Here is a 17,071-nt window from a genome sequence, read left to right on the forward strand (position 1 = left end):
GTGGAACCGAGCGTTCAACCGATCGACATCGGCCGACACATCGCGCCCGATCGACGTGAACGCAGCCGAAAACGACAATCTCGAACCGATCAGGCCACCACATCAGCAGGAAGAAAGATCGAGGCTAGCTAGCGTTTGCTGTTTCGTATGCTTCGACGATGTCGGCGGGAATGCGTCCGCGGTCGTTGATCTCATAGCCGCTGTCCGATGCCCACTGGCGAATAGCACGGGTTTGAGCGGGGTCACGCTTGGCTGTCGGCGCTGAGGAAGATGTGGCCTTCGGGGCGACGCCGGCTGACGCTACTTTGCGCTTGCGGCCGCCGACGCGGGTTGCGTGTCCGACGTACAGTTCGAGCCGCTTGCGGAATTCGTTGGCGTTCTTGGTTTTAAGGTCGATGACGTAGTCGACGCCGTCGAGGGAGAACTCGATCGATTCGCCTTCGCCTTCGTCGATTGCTGTGCCGTCGATGTCGTCGACCAATTCATAGATTACTTGCTTCGCCACGTGCGAGATCCCTTCGAGGTGTGTATTCCTCTCGAGAGTAGCGAATAAATGCGGGTTGTGCGAAAACTGAGAATGGACCGATATGCCTGTTTCAAGGCTCGTAAAAGAGTGGATGGTGTTCGGTCGCTAAGTAGCGAGCCATTCCCCAGTGCATTCACTAGTTAGAATTACCAGAGTTGCCGATAAGTAGTTGTTGCCGCACACAGAAACATGCTCTTGCGGGCTCAGAATCGCTGGACGAACCGATACCAATCGCCATCGTATTCTTCGTATCCGATGTCTCCGTCGTGACGCGGTTCGCCGAGGTAGGGGGCGCCGTCGGGTAGGTAGGCCAAGCCGATCGAGTCGATGAGGCCGCCCACGATGAAGAACAGGCATCCGCTGTCGGTGGGGCGGACCGAACGGACCGAGTATGCCCCGATTCGGCGGGTGTCCGTGGATTTCGTGCAGTCCTGAGCGACGGTTTCCAGTGCGCCTTTCGATACCGCGAATGCGCCTTTCGACGGTACGGACAGTAAGACGAGTGCAGCTGTGACGATGACGATGGCCGGTGCAAATGCGGTCCATCGCAGCGAGTGGTATTTGAACCACCCGATCAGGGCGAGTACGAGCCATAGTGCGCCCAGGAACAGTAAGACCGCAGAGGCCAGTGCGTAGGCCGGGAAGAAGACGACTGGTGGTGTGAAGGTGAAGATGATCACCCCGCACACCACTGTTACCAGCACTGTGATGGCCCCCGTCAGCCACTTCCAGACGGTCAGGCCAGCGCGAGGAATAGCTTCTCTAGTTCGGCTTCGGTCATCGGTGCGGTGTTGTCTGCGGTCTCGCCGGTGATGCATTCGCGTAGGCCGGTGGCGACGATTTTGAATCCGGCTTTGTCGAGTGCGCGGGATACGGCGGCGAGCTGGGTGACGACGTCTTTGCAGTCGCGTCCGTTTTCGATCATGCCGATCACTCCAGCGAGTTGGCCGTGCGCGCGTCGCAGTCGGTTGAGTATCAATGCGATGCTGTCTTCGTCGCCGATCATGTCGGTCTCCTTCGGATTGTGCTGGGCGTTCCCCAATGGTACCCCTGGGGGCATAGAGACGGCACCGACGTCATCTGAGCTGCAGCCTATCGAGCAGAACGGCGTCGGGGGCGAGTAGCCCCTGTCTCCGATCAGGCGTCATTACTCCGACCGGGCACGAAGATGCGCGCGCTCACCTTGCTGGCCGAAGAGAATGATCAACTCGGCGGACGCGTCGTCTGCGGTAGAAAACCAGTGCGGGACATGGGTATCGAATTCGGCTGCTTCGCCGGGGCTGAGTGTCAGATCTTGGTCGCCGAGCACGAGTCGGACCCGTCCGTTGAGTATGTACAGCCATTCGTAACCTTCGTGCGAGGACGGTATCGGCGTATCACCGAACCTTGCCGCCGGGATGATGAGCTTGTGTGCTTGTACTCCTCCGGCGCGGCGAGTGAGCGGTAGCCATGTCATCCCGTAACGGGTCACCGGCTGCAGGTGAACCCTCGGGTCGCCTGTCAACGGGCCGCCGATCAGTTCGTCTACCTGCATCCGGTACGTCCTCGCTAGAGCGAGTAGTTGCTCGAGGGTGGGTTGGCGATGCCCTGACTCCAGCCGAGACAGCGTGCTCTCGGAGATCCCGGTGGCCGCGGACAGGTCGGCGAGTGTGGTCTCGCGTTGTCTGCGAAGGACCCGTAGCCGGGGCCCGACTGCGCTGATGGTCTGCTCCAAGTAGGTGCTCATGTCGGAGTTCATGCCTTCATCTTGACAGATCAGCAAGAGAACTTGTCAGCGAGGATATAGGCAGCTCATATTCATCGCGGAGGTACTCACAATGAACGGACAAGACATGAACAATCGATCCCGTACCTGGGATGTTGCAGTGATCGGTGGTGGTGCTGCCGGGCTGAGCGCAGCGGTGACTCTGGCGCGTTCCCGCCGCTCGGTGATCGTCGTCGATGCCGGACGCCCCCGCAACGCGCCCGCCGAGGGGGTGCACAATTTCCTGACTCGTGACGGCATCTCCGCGACGGAGTTGACTGCTGTCGGTAGAGACGAACTGTCGTCCTACGGCGGTACGGTGATTTCCGGAAGTGCTGTTGCTGCGGAGCGCACCGATACTGGCTTCACAATCGATGTGGCCGATGGGCAGAAGGTGATCGCCCGGAAGCTTCTGGTCGCAACCGGACTCACCGACACACTCCCCGACATCGCCGGCCTGCGTGAGCGGTGGGGCCGCGACGTGCTGCACTGCCCGTACTGCCATGGATGGGAAGTGCGGGACCAGGCCATCGGGGTCCTCGGCACCGGGCCGGGCGCCGTGCATCAGGCACTGATGTTCCGTCAGCTCAGTGACGATGTCACATTGTTTCTGCACACAGCTCCGGAACCGACCGAGGAGCAGTGGGAAGCACTCGCCGCCCGCGGAATCTCGGTGATCGACGGCCTCGTCACCACCGTGCTCGTCGACGAGGATCGCATGACGGGTGTCAGGTTGGACGCGGGCGACACACTCGCCTGCCGCGCATTGGTAGTTGCGCCGCTCTTCTCCGCGCACTCGAAGGTGCTCGAGTCACTCGAGTTGAATCCAACCGAACAGAGAGCGGGTGAGGCGCTCCTCGGCTCCGTGTTCGCCGCGGATCCGATCGGCACTACGCAGGTGCCTGGCGTCTGGGTGGCCGGAAATGTCACCGATATGTATGCCGGAGTGATTAATTCGGCAGCGGCAGGATTCACCGCCGCGGCGGCGATCAATGCGAGCCTCCTCGACGAGGACGTGCGTCGCGCCGTTGCCGAGAAGCGAACCGCCGCCCCGACAGCACCTGATCCGTTCTCCGCCGCGGCAGAAGCGGAAGTGTGCGAACGAATCCTGGGCGTAAGACGACATGGATTATCCCCCGAACCGAAGGCTTGACAGTGACTACACATGAAGACAGCTCTACCGTTCCACACCCCACGGTCGCGTCCGAGTCGTTTTGGGAACCTCACTACCAGAGGAATATTCGACCGTGGACGGGATTGCCCAATGCCGTGCTCGCCGATATCACTGCCGACCTGACTCCGGCATCGGTATTGGACATCGGCTGCGGCGAAGGCGGGGACGCACTCTGGCTCGCAGGCAGGGGATGGACGGTCACGGCGGTCGACGTTTCCGCCACTGTCCTCGAACGCGCCCGCGCCCAAGCTGCTGAACGGGGTCTCACCGCCAACGTGAAGTTCGAGAAATACGATGTATCGCAGTCCCTGCCAGGCGGATCGTTCGATCTGGTGTCCGCACAGTACTTCCACACCCCGATCGACATTCCCCGGGAACAGGTCCTCCGCAGAGCGGCAGCGAGCGTCGCGGTGCAGGGTCTGCTTCTGATCGTCGATCATGCCTCGACGGCCCCCTGGTCTTGGAACCAAGACCCCGACATTCGTTTCCCGACACCACAAGACGCCCTGAAAAAGCTCGACCTCGACGACGATCACTGGCAGCCGATACGCGTCGACGCAGCACAGCGAACCGCATCGGGACCCGACGGGCAGTCGGCCACGGTGACCGACAATGTCATCGCGCTGCGCCGCATCGGCCGCGAAAACTGACATCTCACGAAATTCCCACGATCATAGGAAGGGCACATTCTCGATGAGTTCGAATCTTCTCGCGCCGGACGCGACGCAGGCTGCGGTCGATCCGCGGCGCTGGATCGCGTTGATCGTCATCGCCACCTCGACACTGATGGTCGTTCTCGATGCGCCGATCATGAATATTGCACTTCCACATGCGCAATCAGCACTGTCGATCACCGATGCCGACCGGCACTGGATTATCACGGCCTACACCCTCTCCTTCGGTGGTCTCCTTCTGCTCGGAGGGCGGGTGGCCGACGTACTCGGCCGCAAACGGATGTTCGTCATCGGCCTGCTCGGATTCGCGGTGCCATCCTGGTTACCGTCGGACTGGTCGCACTTGTCTACGGCTTCACCGAGGCGGGTAAGGACGGCGCCGGCTGGCTCACTGTTCAGACGCTGGTTCCCTTGGCCGTCGGCATCGCTTCGTTGATCGCCTTCGTCCTCGTGGAAGCACGCACCATACATCCGCTCCTCCCACTCCGAATCGTGACCGACCGCAACCGCGGCGCCGCGTATCTGACCGCATTCCTTCTCGGTGCCGGGATGTTCGGGATGTTGTTGTTCATCACTTACTACCTGCAGGTTAACCTCGGATACGAGCCACTGATGGCCGGTCTTGCATTCCTGCCGTTCAGTGCGGGAATTATCGGCACTGCTTCTCTCGCATCCTCACTCTTGCCGCGCTTCGGCCCCAAGCCGCTCATGGCCTTCGGAATGGCTACCGCGACAATAGGGTTGGCCTGGATGATCACTCTCGACAGTTCGTCGACGTATCTCGGCTCGGTGCTGCCCTCGGAGTTGATGATGGGCATTGGGCTCGGGCTCGTGTTCGTGCCGATGTCGACAGTGGCTCTCTCCGGTATCGAACCTCACGACGCCGGCGTGGCGAGTGCCATGCTCAATACCAGCCAGCAGATCGGCGGCACGCTGGGGCTCGCACTGCTCAATACCCTCTACGCAGCAGCGTTGAACCGTCACGTCACCGCCAGCCCCGGGTTACCACGGGAGCAGGCTGTACTGGAGGGCACTTTCGCCGGCTACACCGTCGCTTTCACGGTAGGTGCGGCACTGTTCGCGGGAGCACTGGTGGTCATCATCGCGATGCTCCGCGCAGATCGGCAGCGAACCTAGCTGCTGTGCCTGCGTCCTAGCACGCAGACGGGGGCGGCCAGGATGAACCCGGCTGCCCCCGTCGGTTGGATCAGGAGTTCTTGCCGCCGAGAGCGGAAATCGCTGCCTGCAGCTTGGTCGTCGCTTCCTTTGCGACGGAGGACAGTTCGGCTTCACCGGTGACCTCGACCATGATGGCGGGGTTCATTGCCTCGACAAGGAACGAGCCCGCGGTGGTGGTGTCGGCGCGGACGAGGACGTTGCAGGGGAGCAGCAGCCCGATCTGGGGCATGACGCCGACCGCGCGGTGGGCGAGGTTCGGGTTACAGGCGCCGAGGATCAGGTACTGCTCCATGTCTTCGCCGAGCTTGGCTTTCAGGGTGGCCTGCATGTCGATTTCGGTGAGGACGCCGAAGCCTTGCGCGGAGAGTGCTTCTTTGGTTTTGGCGACGGCAGTGTCGAAGTCGGTATCGGTCAAAGTGGTCGATAGTGCAATGTTCATAAGTGATTCCTTTCGGTTGTGAGCGGTCCTGTGAAAGGACTACCCGTTTCGAACGTTACGAAGACTGGGCACGCCGGCTTTTGCGAGTAGCAGGCTCGCCGGGCACCATCCGACTGCAGCGTAGAGGCCCAGGTTTGCTGCGGCGAAGGCGCTCAGGAAGCGCCAACGCGGCGAGCTGGTTTCGCCGAGGACCAGACCTGTGGTGACGGCGACGGCCGCGAGGGCGGGCACGGTGCGTTCGATGGGCCAGCCCGAGAACTTGTCGATCATTTTTTGTCTCCGATCTTCGGTATCGAAATGTCAGTGGGAAAAGCTGATGGACGGTAGGACCTTGCGGAGCCATGCCGGTGACCACCAGGCCGCGTGGCCGGTCAGGCGTAGTAGGACGGGGAGCAGGATGAGCCTGATCAGTACCGCGTCGAGTAGCACTGCGACACCGAGAATGATCCCCATCTCTTTTGGAGGTAGCGGGTCGGAGAGCGCGAAGGTGAAGAACACCGCGACCATCACCGCTGCTGCCGCGAGGATGACGCGACCGGAGTGGGCGAGGCCGTCGACCTGGGCGATCTTGGCGTCACCGGACTTCTCGTAGTGTTCTTTCGCGGTGGCGAGGAGGAAGACGGTGTAGTCCATCGCGATGGCGAAGATCATCGCGAAGAAGAACACCGGTCCCCAGCCGTCGAGGAAGCCCTGTGGGGTGAAGCCGAGCAGTGACGCGCCGTGACCGTCCTGGAAGATCAGCTTCGCGACGCCGAATGCGGCGGCGGTGGACAGCAAGCTGACGACGGTACCGAGCACCGCGATCAGCGGAGCTTGCAGAGCGACGAGCAACAGAATGAAGCCGAGGACGAGGATGATGCCGATGACCAGCGGCAGGTAGTCGTTCAGGGCCTGCTGCAGGTCCAGGTTCTCCGCCGGTGCGCCGCCGACCAGTGCGGACTCCGGTAGTTCTGCGCGGAGGTCGGCGAGGATGGTGCCCATCGCTTCGTCCGAAGGATCGACCGCCGGAAGTGCTTGTAGGAGGGAGTAACCTGATCCGTCCATGGCGGATTGGGGTGGGGTGACCATGGCGATTCCGTCGACGCCTGCTGCCGCTGACGCGGTTTGTTGGGCGTCGGCGTCGGCGACGACTATCTGCAGTGCGCCGGGTGCTCCGTCGCCGAACTGTGCTTGGACCAGTTCGTAGCCTTGGCGGACGGGTGCGTCCTCGGGGACGACGGCGATGGATGGCATCGCAACCTTGAGCCCGAGGACGGGCAATGCGAGTGCGATCAAGATGCCGACGGAGACGACTGCGAACGGCCAGGGGTGCTTGTGGAGCAGTTCGCCCCAGGCCGCGAACTTCGGTGAGCGATGGGTTTGGCGTTTGGCGTAGGGCAGTGAAGCGGCGTTGACCTTGTGGCCGAGGGCGCCGAGTGTCGCCGGTAGCAAGGTCAGGGTGGCGACGAGGACGAAGAACACTGCGAGCATGATGCCGACGGCCATCGTCCGCACAGCGGGGGCAGGGACGAGTAGGACGGCGGTGAGGCTGACCAGCACGGTCAGGCCGGAGAGCACCACTGCTTTACCGGCGGTGTCCATGGTTTCGGCGACCGCAGCCCGCGGATCGGACTTGCGTAGGGCGTCACGGAACCGGGAGACGATGAAGAGGGCGTAGTCGATTCCGAGGGCGAGGGCGAACATCATCGCGAAGTTCATCGCCCACACCGAGATCGGCGTCACCTGGTTCAGCAGGACGAGCCCGCCTGCGGAGGCGACGAGTCCGGCGACGGTCAGCAGCAGCGGGAGGCCAGCGGCGACGAGGGACCCGAACGCGAGGACCATGATCGCCAAAGTGACTGGCCAGGAGATCAATTCGGCCTGAATCATGGCGTCGTGGTTGGCTTTGTTGAAGTCGGACCACAGTGCGGACGATCCGGTGGGGTAGACCTCGATGCCGTCACCGGACAGCGCGGTCAGGTCCTCTTTGACGTCGTCGACGGCTTTGACCATGTCGTCGGTGCTCGCATTGGCGCCGGCGATGACGATGCCGGTGTGCTGATCGGGGCTGATCGTCATACCGGGTTGTGGGGCGATGATTTCGCCGAACCGGGCGTCGCCGTCGAAAACTCCGGTCACTGCGGCGAGTGTCTGCTGCACTGCGGGGTCGTCGATTGTCGCGGTGTCGGAATGCACCACGACCTGCACCGCGGCGGAGGAGTTTCCGCCGAAGTGTTCTTGCGCTAGCTCGCGGACTTGGACGGATTCGGAGCCGTTGGCCTGCCATCCTGCGCCGGCGAGCGAGGTGAAGACCGATGGTGCCGCGGACCCGAGGGCGACGAGAGCGATGAGCCAGACCCCGAACACCCACTTGCGACGGGTGACCATGGTGCTACCCAGTCGGCCGAGTATGCCGGGTTTGCGGCGCTGTTGTTTCTCCGATTCACGACGTGAATCCAGAACGGTGTCCGACTCGGACATCAGCTACTCCTATACGGGTGGGGGTATATGACCGACAGCGGTCAGCGGTGGCTCTGTCGTTCCACTGTCGCACATACCGAGGGGGGTATGCAAGTACCCCCGGGGGTACCCCATCTGAAGCTAGCCGACGGCGCCCCGCACAGCGGACCGCCCAGAGGCGAAGGCAGCATCGATCTCCTCCAGCGGATGACGCTCGCCGACGGCAGCAGCCAGTAGATGCGCCGCCGGTGTGCGCTGCAAGAACTCCACGGCCTCGACGAGGTCGGACGGCGCGTAATTGTGACTTCCGGAGACGGTGACGAGGTTGCGGACCAAAAATTCTGGATCGAACGCCACAGCTGAACTGGGAAACACCGATCCCACCAACGCGATTCGCCCACCCAGCTCCACCACGTCGAGTGCAGCGGCGACGGAAGACGAGCTCCCGGACAGTTCGAAGATGGCATCGGCTCCGCGGGCCACCTCGGCCAACTCTTCCGGCGCACACACCGCAGTCGCCCCGATCTCCGAGGCTGCTGCTCGACGGGCCGGGTCCGGATCGCAGGCCACCACCGATACAGCACCGCGGTCGAGGGCGTAGGCCACTGCGGTCAGCCCGAGCATGCCGCAGCCGAGGACCACCACGGCGTCACCCGCGGTGAGCCCGATCCGCCGTGCCGCGCAGACGACGGTGGCGGTGGCGCAACCTGCCGGGGCGAGGAGCGCAGCGGGCAGGTCTTCCGGTACGACGACGGCGCGCGTTCCGGCGAGGAGGTGTATGTGAGTTGCAAAGCCGCCGTTGAGAGTCCACCGGTCGCTGATCGCGGTGTGCCCGTACTTGCGGAGGTCGACGCATTTCTGCGGTACCCCGCGCATGCATCTCCTGCAGGTGCCGCAGGCTGTGCCGACGGTCCACACCACCCGATCTCCGAAGTCAACGGTCGCGTTCGCGCCGATGGCGACCACGCGTCCGACGCTTTCGTGCCCGAGGACGGTGGGGACCGGTGTGCTGCGATGTCCGGCGACAGTGTGGAGGTCGCTTCCGCACACCGTGGACAGTTCGATCTCGACGAGGACTTCACCATCGGCCAAGTCCGGTAACGGCACCCGCTGGAGGGAGAACGAGGTCCCTGACCACACCGCCGCGAGAGCGGTCATGCCCCGAGGCGCTTGCGCACTGCACCGCTGAGCAGGTCGACGGCGACGACGAGCACCAGAACCATCAGGATGTAAGTCATCATTTCATCGAAACGGAACAGTGAGATCGACTGGTTGATGAGGAATCCGATACCACCTGCGCCGACCAGCCCGAGGACGAGCGAGGACCGGACGTTGACGTCGAGCCGGTAGAGCAGCAGCCCGACGAACTGCGGAACGACCGTCGGCAGGACTACATGTACCGCTACCTGCGTGCTCGACGCGCCGGCGACGCGTAGTGCGTCGATGGGTCCCTGGTCGATTTCTTCCATCGCTTCGGACCACAGCTTGGCCATCACTCCGGTGTTGTGCAGGATGATCGCAAGCACGCCTGCGAACGGTCCGAGCCCGACGGCGGTGACGAAGATGAGCGCGAACACGATGTCCGGAACCGCGCGCAGGAACGACATGACGGCGCGAGCGGCCTGATATACGAACGGGTTGCGGTTCGTCGACCGTGATCCGAGTACGGCGAACAGGATCGAGAACGGGATCGAGAACGTCGTGCCGACGAGTCCGATCGCCAGCGTGACCAGACATGCTTCGATGCCGGGTTGAACGACGGTCGTCCACGAAAAGTCCGGTGGGAAAGCGGAACCGAGGAACGAGGCGATGCCCTGCCACCCGCTGATGAGAGCGGTTGCGGACACATCGGTTTCCTCCACCGCCCAGATGTGCACGGCGACCAAACCGAAGACGAGGGCGGCGCCCCCGATCAGGCCCATTCGGCGGCGCGGGTGAGGTGGTACCTCGAGGCGTCGAACATCGAGTGTGGTCATTGTTCAACTCTTTCGGAGGGGCTGTAGAGCGCGGTGATGGTGTCGTCGTCCAGGTCGTAGGCCGCGCAGGAGAAGGAGATCCGGCCCTGATCGAGCCCGACCATGCGATGGCAATGCCGTCGCGCAAGATCTGGTTGATGCAGTACCGCGGCGACGGCGATGCCGTCGGAAGCCAAGGACTGCAGCAACGTCATGACCTGTTCGGCCGAGGCCGGATCGAGGGCCGAGACGGGTTCGTCGGCGAGGAGGACGGGAGCTCGTTGGCACAGTGCACGGGCGATGGCGACGCGTTGTTGCTGGCCGCCGGAGAGCCGGTCGGCGCGGTCGTGTGCTCGGTCGGCGAGCCCGACGCGGTCGAGGCATCCCATCGCCTCCTCCCGCAGGGCTCGGGGGAATGCGAGGGTGGACCACGACCGGCGGAGCGACAATCTGCCGAGGGCGCCTGCGCAGACGTTGTCGAGGACCGATCTTCGACCGACAAGATGAATCTGCTGAAACACCATGGCTGCCTTACGGACACGGCCTTGGGTCAGTGCGGATTCGCCGCCGATCTCGATGCTGCCGCCGTCCACCGAGGTCAGGCCCACGACGCATCGCAGCATCGTCGACTTCCCGGACCCATTGGCGCCGAGGATGCCCACCAGTTCCCCGGCGTGCACGTCGAGGTCGACGCCGTGCAGGACGGTACGGTCACCGAAGGAAGTTCGTAACGCACGGATCGACAATGCGGGAGCGGTGCGATCGAAAGTAATTGCGCCCCTGGTTGTTGTGGACAACACGTCGGCGGTCATTCCGCGTCCTTGGAGGTGAGACCGAGGGCGTCGGCGAGGTCGAACAGCGGCTGATACGTGCTCTTGTCTACGGGCAGGAGCTGTCCGGCCGGGTCGACGTCGAGCAGAGCGCCCGCCTCGGCGACGGCGTCGGGCGGCAGGTCCACCAGGGCGTCGGCGACGGCTTTCTGGAATTCTGGGCTTGTTCCGCCTGCGACGGTGATCGGGTCGTTGGGGATCGGGTCGGAGGTCCACACCTGACGGAACTTCGAGGTGTCGAACTGGCCCTCCCCGGTGGAGGTCGCCAGCTGCTGGGAGTTGATCTCGGCGGCGTCGACCTTGCCGTTGGCCAATGCCAGCAGCGCCTCGGGATGGCCGCCTGCGTAGGTGATATTGACGTCGTCGTCCTTCATTCCGCTCTCGCGCAGCGCCATTCGGGGGAGACCGTCACCCGAGGTCGATCCAGGTTCGGAGAGGGCGAGCGTGCGTCCGCGGAGATCGTCGATCGAGTCGATGTCGGAGTCCTTGGGCACCCAGATCCCGGCCGTGTAGGTCGAGAGCTGGCCGTCGGCCGTCCCGAAGGAGGCGAGCGCGCGGGCATCGGCCTCCTGGCTCGCGAAAACGTAACCGAGCGGGCCGAAGACACCGAGCTCGAGTTGCCCGTTGCGCATGGCGAGGACCTCGGCGGAGTAGCTGTCCACCACGGTCACCTCGACGGGACAGTTCAGCTTCTCCGACAGAGCTTCGCCGACGACCTGGAACGCCGGGGTCAGTTTGGCGGGATCCTCGAAGGGCTCCACACCGAAGCGGATCTTTCCGCCTGGGCAAGTGGGAGTGCTTGCAGCGGAGTCGGAGCTGTCGCCGCAGGCGGTGAGGGTGAGGGTGAGCGCGGCGATCATGAGGGCCGCGTGGCGGGGCTTGAACATCGGTTCTCCTGGTGGGGTGAAGGTCAGAACGAGTCGAGGACGGTGGGAGCGAGGCCGAGCGCGGTGGTCATGCCGATTCCGGAGGTCACCGACACCACCCGGACGTTCGAGGAGGGGGAGGCGATGAGGAAGTCGGTGCGGTCACTGCTGGCGTAGACCCCACGCCAGCGGCGCCGAACAGTCAGTGGCGCGCCGAACAGTGATTCACCCTCCCGCAGAAGCAGTTCGGCGTTGCGTTCGTCGTCGAACGGGGTGTGGGTGCGTGCGTAATGGTGGGTGTCACCGAGGACGATGGCACCGTCGGGGCGTTGAGTGAGCATGAGATTCATGACGGCGTCGAGCAGTTCGGGTGAGTCCGCCTTCATCCGCTCGCGTACTTCGGTGGCAGAGGGCATCGCCGCGAGCCCGTCGTAACGCAGCATCGACAGTCCGGTGAGTACGGCCGCGTCGATGACGACGTCGCCGGGCGGGGCCACTTCGAGCATCTGGAGGCGGCAGCGTTGAACGTTCCATTCGGCGGCAATGTCGGGGAAGAGCCGATCGACGTCGTGGCCGACGGCATGAACCATGTTCTGGCCGTGGATCTCACCGCGCGAGGTGTGCACTGCGTTCGTGTCGATGCCGGTGACGTGTGTGTTCCAGAAGAATTCGACGCCTTCCGCTGCCAGCCACGCTGCGATCGCCGGCACCGCCTCGCGAGGATCCACGCGGAGGTCGAGAGGCAGGTGCGCGGCGCCGACGCCGCTGAACGGACCGGTAGCGGCGCCGAGGGTCACCTGTTCGGATCCGCGTTCGGCTGCGAACTCTTCGAGTACAGCCAGCTCGTCCGGTGCACGGGCGAGAACGAGGGTGCCGCATTCGCGTACCTCGAAGCCGGCCTTGCTTCCGAGCATCAGCCAGCGTTCGCGTGCGGACAGTGCCAGCGTCAGGGCGTGCCCGGATTGTGCTGTGGCGCAGATATGTCCGAAGTTTCGGATGGACGCGCCGACGGCACGGTCGTCCTGTTCGACTACGGCCACGGACATACCGCGCAAAACTGCGTCGACGGCATGGGCAAGGCCGACGATGCCGGCGCCGACGACGACGAGGTCGAATCGGTGGTGGGGGGTTCGGTCGATCATCACCTGGGCAACAGTTCCCGTTCGATGAGCAAGCGTCAACGGTTCGGAGCAAGTTGTTCGAACAAGTTCACCATGCGTTCATGTCCGTTGTGCAGCATTGTTTCTGCCAGGCTCGAGTGGTTAGACTGCGCAGCATCAAAGTTGTTCAATCATGTTGGAGGCCAGCCTCAGTGTCACTTCCGCTGCATTCCCGCGTCGCCGATGCTCTCCGTGCACAGATCGTCGACGGAACCCTGCCCGTCGGTGCCCCCATGCCCTCGGAGGCAACGTTGTGCACGAGATTCGAGGCCTCACGCGGAACGGTGCGGGCCGCGCTGGCCGCGCTACGTAACGAAGGATTGATCGCCGGTGGCCGTGGACGCCCACCGGTGGTGTGCGACACCGCCGTCGGGCAACCGTTCGAGACATTCATGTCGTTCACCGCGTGGGCGGAGGCGATCGGACGCACCCCGGGCCAGCGCACCCTCGAGATAGCGCGCCGCGCAGCGACTCCGCTGGCCGCAGCCTCGCTCGGCCTGGAAGCAGGCACCGCCGTCGTCGACGTCCTCAGGCTCCGGACGCTCGACGGTATGCCCGCGATGCTCGAGCGATCCAGCTTCATCGAATCCGTCGGACGCACCCTGTTCGACTTCGACCCCGACTCCGGTTCCATCTACGCATACCTGATCGGGCAGGGCGTCGACCTGCACGAAGGTAGGCACACCATCGATGCCGTCGCCGCCACCGACGTCGATGCGGCGCACCTCGACATCGACCCAGGCGCGCCCCTGCTACGCGAAAGACGCAGAGCGGTAGACCTTTCCGGTACTCCACTCGAATACGCCGACGACCGTTACCGACCCGACCGGGTCGCATTCACCATCGACAACACCCGATCCGCGCACGACCTGCGCATCGTCAAGGAGATTTCGTGACCACTGCACGCTCGTTCGACCTCGCCAGCCTCGATATGGCCGGTACCACCGTGGACGAGGGAGGGCTCGTGTACGAGGTGCTCTCCCAGACCGTCGCCGACGCAGCCGGCTGCCCACTACCGGCCGAACTGCTGGCCAAGTGGAAGGGGACCAGCAAACTCGAAGCGATCGCCGGTCTACTCGACGGGCTGGGCGCGTCCACCGATCCGAAGTTCGTCGACGAAGTGTTCGAGGACTTTCGCGCGCGCCTCATAACCGCCTACCGGCAGACCCCGCCGAAACCGGTGGCAGGCGTACCGGAGGCCCTGAAGGAATTGCGTGCGCAGGGCGTGAAAGTTGCACTGCAGACCGGGTATTCCGCGGACATCGCCGACGCCATCCTCACCGGGATGGGCTGGACCGTCGGGGCGGGGGAGGAAGACACGGTCGACGCGCTCGTCACCTCCGACCTCGTTGCGGCGAGCCGGCCCGCGCCTTACCTGATCTTCCGCAGCATGGAAGCAACCGGAGTCACCGATGTTCGACGCGTCCTGGTGGCTGGGGACACGCCCAACGATGTTCTCGCCGGACACAATGCGGGCGCCGGCATCGTCGTCGGCGTGCTCAGTGGCTCGTTCGGCGAAGACGTGCTCAGGAAGTCGCCGCTCACGCACGTGTTGCCTAGCCTCGCCACTGTCGGTCGGCTGCTCTAGACCTCTGCGCGAACACCGACCGCACCCAACGCGATGGAGACATAGCGCTCAGCAATGTCATCGGGGGTCAAACTGCCGTTCGGTCGATACCAAGACGAGATGGCGACGCCCATGTTGATGATTGCTCGCGAGGCTTCGACCGGATACACCGTGGTGAAGACTCCGTCGGTGACTCCGCGGTGGATGATGTCGCGAAACAGTTGCTGTTGTTGATCTCTGAGCGATATCACCAATCGATGGCCGACCGCATCGAGGCTGCGGATCTCGGTCGAACTGATCAGTGCTTCAGCGGTGTTGCAGGCGTGGAACTGGACCCACGCGCGCACCACCGCCTCGAGTTGCTCCACCGGGGATTTCCCGGCGTTTATCAGCGCCGATTGGGTCCGAGAGATAACGGTTTTCAGTGCACTCTCCATGAGGTACTGGAGGATGTGTTGCTTCGATGGAAAGTGGTGATAGATCGAGGCTGCAGTCATGTCCGCGTCCCGGGCAATATCTCGGATCGAAGTGCCATGGTAGCCACGGTTTTGGAAGTTCTCCGTGGCCGCCGCGATGATGGCGTTCCGGCTCGCGGTTGTGTCGGGACGAGTTGGGTAGCGGCGAGGGGGATGGCTCGCCGCGTCCCTTTCGCCGGATTCGGTAGTCGAGGCTGACCTAGGCATGGCGCGGCTCTCTTCGCAGAATTTTTCCGCTTGCAGTTTTCGGAAGTTCTTCGAGGATTATCACAGAGCGAGGGTACTTGTATGCAGCCATTCGGCCGCGGCAGAACTCGATGATCTCCTCGGGTGAGGCTTTGGTTCCTGATAGGAGGGAGACGGAAGCTTGCACGGTCTCACCGCGGTATTCGTCGGGAATTCCGCGCACCGACGCCTCCCTCACCGCGGGGTGCTGGTATAGGACGTCCTCGACATCCCTCGGGAAGATCTTGTAGCCGCCTGCGTTGATGATGTCCTTGAGCCTGTCGACGACGAAAAGCCACCCGTCATCGGTTGTCTTGCCGATGTCGCCGGTATGCAGCCAACCGTCCCGGATCGCGTGGGCGGACTCCTCGGGAAGCTGCCAGTAACCCGGTACGACCATCGGACCGGAGACGACGATCTCACCGATCTCACCAGGGCCCAGATCGTGGCCGTCTGCGAGGTCCACGATCCGCACGCGGGCGCCTGGAACTGGAATGCCGACTGACAATGCGCCGGTATCGGGGTCTGTCGGGGCGTCGGCATCGGGTGGTCCAAGATGTGTAGGTGATGTCGTTTCTGTCATGCCGTATGCACCGCGAAGAACCCACCCGGTAGAAGCTCGAACACGGTCGAGGAGTGCCTGGCTGACGGATGCACCCCCGGAGGGTGTCTTCGTCAAGGAAGAAGTGTCTGTGCTCGCGAGCGAGGGATGGGTGCTCAACGCAATGAACGCAGTACTCGCTGCGATCATGAATGTGCCTCGCCACCTTTCGATCGCGCGAAGCGTTTCCTCTGCGTCGAACCTGTGCAGAAGTACGAGGGGTACGCCACTGACGATGTGCGCACCGAATCCGGCGATCAGTCCGGTGATGTGGAATACGGGTGCGATGCCGACGATCACGTCGCGTTGCGGATGCAAATCCCACCACTGACTGAATACTGTCGAACTGTGCACCATGGCGCTGTGCAGGTTCATCGCACCTTTGGACGCGCCCGTCGTTCCGGAGGTGTACGTCAGCATCCCGATGTCGTCACCACGAGTGTTCAACGGCGGTGGCCGCTGTCCGCGGTAAGTGTTCATCAGAGATGTCCAGTCGAGCGTCTCCGCGAAGCCCTGTCGTCGACCGATAATGGTGGACATCTTCGGCGAGAGAACGGCATCGGGGGTCATGTCGAGGGGGTGCGTGGTGATCACCGTGTGCAGTTGCAATTCATCTCGAACCTCCGCCACTACGTCGGCGTACAGGCTTTCCAAGCAGAAGAGGACCTTTGCCTCGGAATCGGCTAGGTGATGTGCCAACTCCTTGCTCAGTAGCATCGGGTTCACTGCGGTAGGGACCGCCCCGATCTTCCATACGGCCAGCATCGAGACTAGCCATTGAGGATCGTTCTGTAGGTAGATCGCCGCACGTTCGCCGCGACGGAGCCCGTTTTCGAGCAGAGCCGAAGCGAGGGCATTCGCGGCGTCGTCCAGGCCCGCGAACGTCAGCGTTACATCCAGATAATGGACGGCAGGATCGGTCGATCGGGTGTGGACCTGGTGGTCCCACGCTGCCAGCATCGTCGGAAACGGGGTTGTCAATTCTGGTGTGACGCCCTCGGGGTAATGGATCGCCCACGGGGTCTCGATGACGTCCATTCGATCACCTTTCTCTCTGCCTCGACTGCGTGCGCAGGACTGTCGACCCACTGAGATTGGCACTCGAACGTTCGTTTGTCAATAAACCTGGGAGCCGGGGCTAAGCACAGCTGGAAGGATAAATTTGTGCATTTAGTCGACGAAATATTGACAAACGATCGTTCGGGTAACATCATTT

General features: G+C 63.2%; 20 protein-coding genes. 6 read left to right on the forward strand and 14 right to left on the reverse strand.

The genetic code is table 11. The annotated features are described in order from the left end of the window. Positions 1–124: 124 nt before the first annotated feature. The 4 genes from QMK32_RS22775 to QMK32_RS22790 form a co-directional block, all read right to left on the reverse strand. Positions 125–505 (reverse strand): histone-like nucleoid-structuring protein Lsr2, encoded by a 381-nt coding sequence (locus QMK32_RS22775; protein ID WP_283477697.1) that lies wholly within the window; start codon positions 503–505, stop codon positions 125–127. Positions 506–729: 224 nt separating this feature from the next. Continuing rightward, complete coding sequence (locus tag QMK32_RS22780; protein ID WP_283477699.1) at positions 730–1,230, reverse strand: hypothetical protein; 501 nt, start codon at positions 1,228–1,230, stop codon at positions 730–732. A 32-nt stretch (positions 1,231–1,262) separates the two neighbouring features. Continuing rightward, positions 1,263–1,532, reverse strand: a complete 270-nt coding sequence (locus tag QMK32_RS22785; protein WP_283477700.1) for a metal-sensitive transcriptional regulator — start codon at positions 1,530–1,532, stop codon at positions 1,263–1,265. Between the two features lie 141 nt (positions 1,533–1,673). Then, positions 1,674–2,252, reverse strand: a complete 579-nt coding sequence (locus QMK32_RS22790; protein ID WP_283477701.1) for a helix-turn-helix domain-containing protein — start codon at positions 2,250–2,252, stop codon at positions 1,674–1,676. A gap of 106 nt (positions 2,253–2,358) precedes the next feature. Between QMK32_RS22790 and QMK32_RS22795 the strand changes: the two genes are divergently transcribed. Genes QMK32_RS22795 through QMK32_RS22810 form a run of 4 tightly spaced genes read left to right on the forward strand, consistent with a single transcriptional unit; the run spans position 2,359 to position 5,255 of the window. Next, positions 2,359–3,423, forward strand: a complete 1,065-nt coding sequence (locus QMK32_RS22795; RefSeq protein WP_283477702.1) for an NAD(P)/FAD-dependent oxidoreductase — start codon at positions 2,359–2,361, stop codon at positions 3,421–3,423. Between the two features lie 2 nt (positions 3,424–3,425). Further along, positions 3,426–4,094, forward strand: coding sequence for a class I SAM-dependent methyltransferase (locus tag QMK32_RS22800; RefSeq protein WP_283477704.1), 669 nt, complete (start codon positions 3,426–3,428; stop codon positions 4,092–4,094). A gap of 43 nt (positions 4,095–4,137) precedes the next feature. Next, positions 4,138–4,554 carry an MFS transporter gene (locus QMK32_RS22805; RefSeq protein WP_283477705.1) on the forward strand — a complete coding sequence of 139 codons (417 nt, stop codon included), beginning with the start codon at positions 4,138–4,140 and terminating at the stop codon, positions 4,552–4,554. Beyond that, the gene (locus tag QMK32_RS22810; RefSeq protein WP_283477707.1) at positions 4,530–5,255 is read left to right on the forward strand and encodes an MFS transporter; all 726 of its coding nucleotides are present in this window, start codon (positions 4,530–4,532) and stop codon (positions 5,253–5,255) included. Before QMK32_RS22805 ends, QMK32_RS22810 begins: the two co-directional genes overlap by 25 nt. Positions 5,256–5,325: 70 nt before the next feature. On the opposite strand, the gene QMK32_RS22815 is transcribed toward QMK32_RS22810, so the two are convergent. From QMK32_RS22815 to QMK32_RS22850, 8 genes are all read right to left on the reverse strand, one after another. Next, positions 5,326–5,736, reverse strand: coding sequence for a DUF302 domain-containing protein (locus QMK32_RS22815; protein WP_283477708.1), 411 nt, complete (start codon positions 5,734–5,736; stop codon positions 5,326–5,328). A 39-nt stretch (positions 5,737–5,775) separates the two neighbouring features. Then, positions 5,776–6,006: a YgaP-like transmembrane domain gene (locus QMK32_RS22820; RefSeq protein ID WP_283477709.1), complete on the reverse strand. Its 231-nt coding sequence runs from the start codon at positions 6,004–6,006 to the stop codon at positions 5,776–5,778. 30 nt (positions 6,007–6,036) lie between these two features. Continuing rightward, positions 6,037–8,196 carry an MMPL family transporter gene (locus QMK32_RS22825; protein ID WP_502943743.1) on the reverse strand — a complete coding sequence of 720 codons (2,160 nt, stop codon included), beginning with the start codon at positions 8,194–8,196 and terminating at the stop codon, positions 6,037–6,039. A gap of 120 nt (positions 8,197–8,316) precedes the next feature. Continuing rightward, positions 8,317–9,333 (reverse strand): zinc-binding dehydrogenase, encoded by a 1,017-nt coding sequence (locus tag QMK32_RS22830; RefSeq protein ID WP_283477710.1) that lies wholly within the window; start codon positions 9,331–9,333, stop codon positions 8,317–8,319. Then, on the reverse strand, positions 9,330–10,151 hold the full coding sequence (gene phnE / locus QMK32_RS22835) for a phosphonate ABC transporter, permease protein PhnE (protein WP_283477711.1): 822 nt from the start codon (positions 10,149–10,151) through the stop codon (positions 9,330–9,332). The genes QMK32_RS22830 and phnE overlap by 4 nt, the downstream gene beginning before the upstream one ends. Further along, a complete protein-coding gene (locus QMK32_RS22840) occupies positions 10,148–10,942 on the reverse strand; it encodes a phosphonate ABC transporter ATP-binding protein (RefSeq protein ID WP_283477713.1) in 795 nt (264 codons plus the stop codon). The genes phnE and QMK32_RS22840 overlap by 4 nt, the downstream gene beginning before the upstream one ends. Continuing rightward, a complete protein-coding gene (locus QMK32_RS22845) occupies positions 10,939–11,847 on the reverse strand; it encodes a phosphate/phosphite/phosphonate ABC transporter substrate-binding protein (RefSeq protein WP_283477714.1) in 909 nt (302 codons plus the stop codon). Before QMK32_RS22845 ends, QMK32_RS22840 begins: the two co-directional genes overlap by 4 nt. Before the next feature lie 23 nt (positions 11,848–11,870). Further along, positions 11,871–12,968 carry a TIGR03364 family FAD-dependent oxidoreductase gene (locus QMK32_RS22850; protein ID WP_283477715.1) on the reverse strand — a complete coding sequence of 366 codons (1,098 nt, stop codon included), beginning with the start codon at positions 12,966–12,968 and terminating at the stop codon, positions 11,871–11,873. A 170-nt stretch (positions 12,969–13,138) separates the two neighbouring features. On the opposite strand from QMK32_RS22850, the gene QMK32_RS22855 reads away from it, so the two are divergent. Continuing rightward, positions 13,139–13,882, forward strand: a complete 744-nt coding sequence (locus tag QMK32_RS22855) for a GntR family transcriptional regulator (protein WP_283477716.1) — start codon at positions 13,139–13,141, stop codon at positions 13,880–13,882. Further along, positions 13,879–14,574, forward strand: coding sequence for a phosphonatase-like hydrolase (locus QMK32_RS22860; protein WP_283477718.1), 696 nt, complete (start codon positions 13,879–13,881; stop codon positions 14,572–14,574). The genes QMK32_RS22855 and QMK32_RS22860 overlap by 4 nt, the downstream gene beginning before the upstream one ends. Here the strand turns inward: QMK32_RS22860 and QMK32_RS22865 are convergent. Together QMK32_RS22865 and QMK32_RS22870 are read right to left on the reverse strand one after the other, a co-directional pair. Beyond that, the gene (locus QMK32_RS22865; protein WP_502943744.1) at positions 14,571–15,131 is read right to left on the reverse strand and encodes a TetR/AcrR family transcriptional regulator; all 561 of its coding nucleotides are present in this window, start codon (positions 15,129–15,131) and stop codon (positions 14,571–14,573) included. The two genes, QMK32_RS22860 and QMK32_RS22865, sit on opposite strands and share 4 nt — an antisense overlap. A gap of 97 nt (positions 15,132–15,228) precedes the next feature. Continuing rightward, on the reverse strand, positions 15,229–16,893 hold the full coding sequence (locus tag QMK32_RS22870) for a class I adenylate-forming enzyme family protein (RefSeq protein ID WP_283477721.1): 1,665 nt from the start codon (positions 16,891–16,893) through the stop codon (positions 15,229–15,231). Positions 16,894–17,071: the final 178 nt, after the last annotated feature.

The organism is Rhodococcus sp. H29-C3, from assembly GCF_030063405.1.
Classification (GTDB): Bacteria; Actinomycetota; Actinomycetes; order Mycobacteriales; family Mycobacteriaceae; genus Rhodococcoides.